Annotated in this window: 2 protein-coding genes, 1 tRNA gene and 2 rRNA genes (2 of these 5 running past the window's edge); 4 read left to right on the top strand and 1 reads right to left on the bottom strand. The window is 31.1% G+C overall.

All coding sequences use genetic code 11. The features are described 5' to 3' along the window. The 3 genes from OW730_RS01235 to OW730_RS01225 form a co-directional block, all read left to right on the top strand. Positions 1-380, top strand: a 23S ribosomal RNA gene (locus OW730_RS01235) (it extends 2,520 nt beyond the left edge of the window). Between the two features lie 48 nt (positions 381-428). Then, positions 429-545: ribosomal RNA gene (gene rrf / locus OW730_RS01230) — 5S ribosomal RNA — on the top strand. 31 nt (positions 546-576) lie between these two features. Further along, positions 577-652, top strand: a tRNA-Lys gene (locus tag OW730_RS01225). 119 nt (positions 653-771) lie between these two features. Here the strand turns inward: OW730_RS01225 and OW730_RS01220 are convergent. Beyond that, positions 772-1,284, bottom strand: a complete 513-nt coding sequence (locus tag OW730_RS01220; RefSeq protein WP_271227354.1) for a hypothetical protein — start codon at positions 1,282-1,284, stop codon at positions 772-774. A 288-nt stretch (positions 1,285-1,572) separates the two neighbouring features. On the opposite strand from OW730_RS01220, the gene OW730_RS01215 reads away from it, so the two are divergent. Beyond that, positions 1,573-2,500, top strand: partial view of a S41 family peptidase gene (locus tag OW730_RS01215; protein ID WP_271227353.1) — the 5' portion only. 836 nt of this gene lie beyond the right edge of the window; the window shows 928 of its 1,764 coding nt (coding positions 1-928); it begins with the start codon at positions 1,573-1,575; its stop codon lies off the right edge, out of view.

The raw sequence follows: 2,500 nt of genomic DNA, 5'->3' as shown, positions 1-2,500 counted from the left end.
ATCCTGGGGCTGTAGCTGGTCCCAAGGGTTGGGCTGTTCGCCCATTAAAGCGGCACGCGAGCTGGGTTCAGAACGTCGTGAGACAGTTCGGTCCCTATCCGCCGCGGGCGTAGGAAATTTGAGAGGAGCTGTCCTTAGTACGAGAGGACCGGGATGGACTGACCTCTGGTGTACCAGTTGTCGCGTCAGCGGCACCGCTGGGTAGCTATGTCGGGAAGGGATAAACGCTGAAGGCATCTAAGCGTGAAGCCCACCTCAAGATTAGATTTCCCTGCCTAGTGCAATAAGATCCCTTGAAGAACACAAGGTTGATAGGCTGGAGGTGTAAGTGTGGTAACACATGTAGCTGACCAGTACTAATAGATCGAAGACTTAATCTTAACTTACTTTGTGCAATTTTGAAGGAACATCCTTCAACTGAATAGATATCTGGTAACTATGGCATAGAGGTTACACACCTTCCCATTCCGAACAGGATTGTTAAGTTCTATTGCGCTGATGGTACTGCACTGGAGACGGTGTGGGAGAGTAAGACGTTGCCAGGTTTATTTTATTTTATTTTATTTTAATATATTTGATCCACTAGCTCAGTCGGTAGAGCACATGACTTTTAATCATGGTGTCCAGGGTTCGATTCCCTGGTGGATCACCAAAAGACACTCATAATTGTGGGTGTCTTTATTTTTATAGAATTATAAAAATTTGTGATTTGGTTTTACATTACATAAATTCAAGCTAAACTAATAATCTATACATATGAAAAGCAGTTAATTAAATATTAATTAACTGTAATTTACCTATCATTTCTTTAAACTCTATTGCTGAAGAATCTATTATAGCTTTAATTTTATTAATCTTAGTTTCTTCTACATCTTTTAAATACACTACTACTCTATTCTCTTTCTGATTTAATTCTATAACAGCTATATCTAATTCCGTCATTTTATCGTTCAAAAGTTCTATAATTTCTTCAAGATAGTTTAGTGAAAACTTAACATAGTTAATATTTATTGCATCCCTTATTGAATCTTTAATTTCTGTAATATCTGCCCCTTTAACAAAATTTAAGTTAGATTTACCTTCATCATCAATGTAGTATCCTGCAAAGATATCAATATATTCATTTTTCAATTTATCCAATAATTTATGATCTTTTAAAACTTCATCATAATATTGAACAGGTTTGATTTCAGATATAGCTTGTCTATTATGCAAAACTGTAAAATATGAAAGAATAATAAGCAGAGTAACGCAAATTATAGGCAGTATTTTTTTTGGAGACATAGCATCCCTTCCTTAAAAATGTAATTTATTCCTATATATTCTATCATACTATATAAATAATATGTTAATTTTAGTAAAATAAACATGGTGAGTAAATATTGGGATAGCAGTTATTGTCTATAATAAAACTAAAGAGTTTGCAATGGGTACATTAAAAGGTGTAGATGAAAATAATAATTTGATTATACGGTTAGCATAGTGTAAATATCAAAAACTATATTTTTGTATAAATTTTTTTATGAACATTTATATAAGTCAAGCGTTTAAAGAATATGAGGGGGGATTTGTATGAAAAAAACTAAAATTATTTTTATCATTACTACAATATTTTTATCAATTATTTTAGGGGGATGTAGTATTTCAAAAAATCAAGCTAATGATCAAAGTAATGTAATTAATAGTGAAAGTAAATTCATTGGAAACATTAATGATGCAATACTTGATGGTAATTTAATCATTGTTATGCCTAGTAATGAGAAGCGTTTAATTAAAGAAATAGAAGGATATGTTGCTAGTATTAAATATATGCTTGAAAAAAACTTAAATATGAACATTGATGTTATTACAGACGAACAAGCTTTAAATAAGGATTTAAGCGAATATAATGTTATTGTTTATGGAACTATGGAAGGAAATTTACTCCTTTCTAAATACAAAGATAATTTTCAATTTAAAATTGAACAAGAAAAAATTAAGATAGATGGAAATGAGTATATGGGCAATGCATATAGATTTATTACTGCAGTACAAAATCCTCAGAATAATGACAAAGCCTTAATTATATATACAGCGCAGAAGGAATCTGATATTGTAGATATAAATAACACAAATCATGGTATGAGTGCATATCATTTATTTGTAGGAGAAGAAGTGGTGGCTAGTGGATATTATGAAGATAATGTAAGATCACAAACAAGATGGACTAAGGCTATAGAGTATTTAGAAAAAGAACTTCCTAAAAGACACAAAAATTTATTTTTCAGTTTATCAAAGGAAAAGTTTCATGAGGATATAGATAATCTTAAGCGGTTAATAAATACCTTAAGTGATGAAGAAATAACTATGGAGTTATCTAAAATAATAGCTTCTGTAGGAGATGGACATACTACATTAAAATTTGATGTGAAAAGTATGGTTCCTGTAAAATTATTTTGGTTTAAAGAAGGTATATTTATAACAGATACTGTTCAAGAATACAAAGATGCTTTAAATCATA

The sequence above is a fragment of the Oceanirhabdus sp. W0125-5 genome (assembly GCF_027938815.1).
GTDB lineage: Bacteria > Bacillota > Clostridia > Clostridiales > Clostridiaceae > Oceanirhabdus.
Note: the sequence above shows the minus strand (reverse complement) of the source record. Positions and strands in the feature narration are given on the sequence as shown.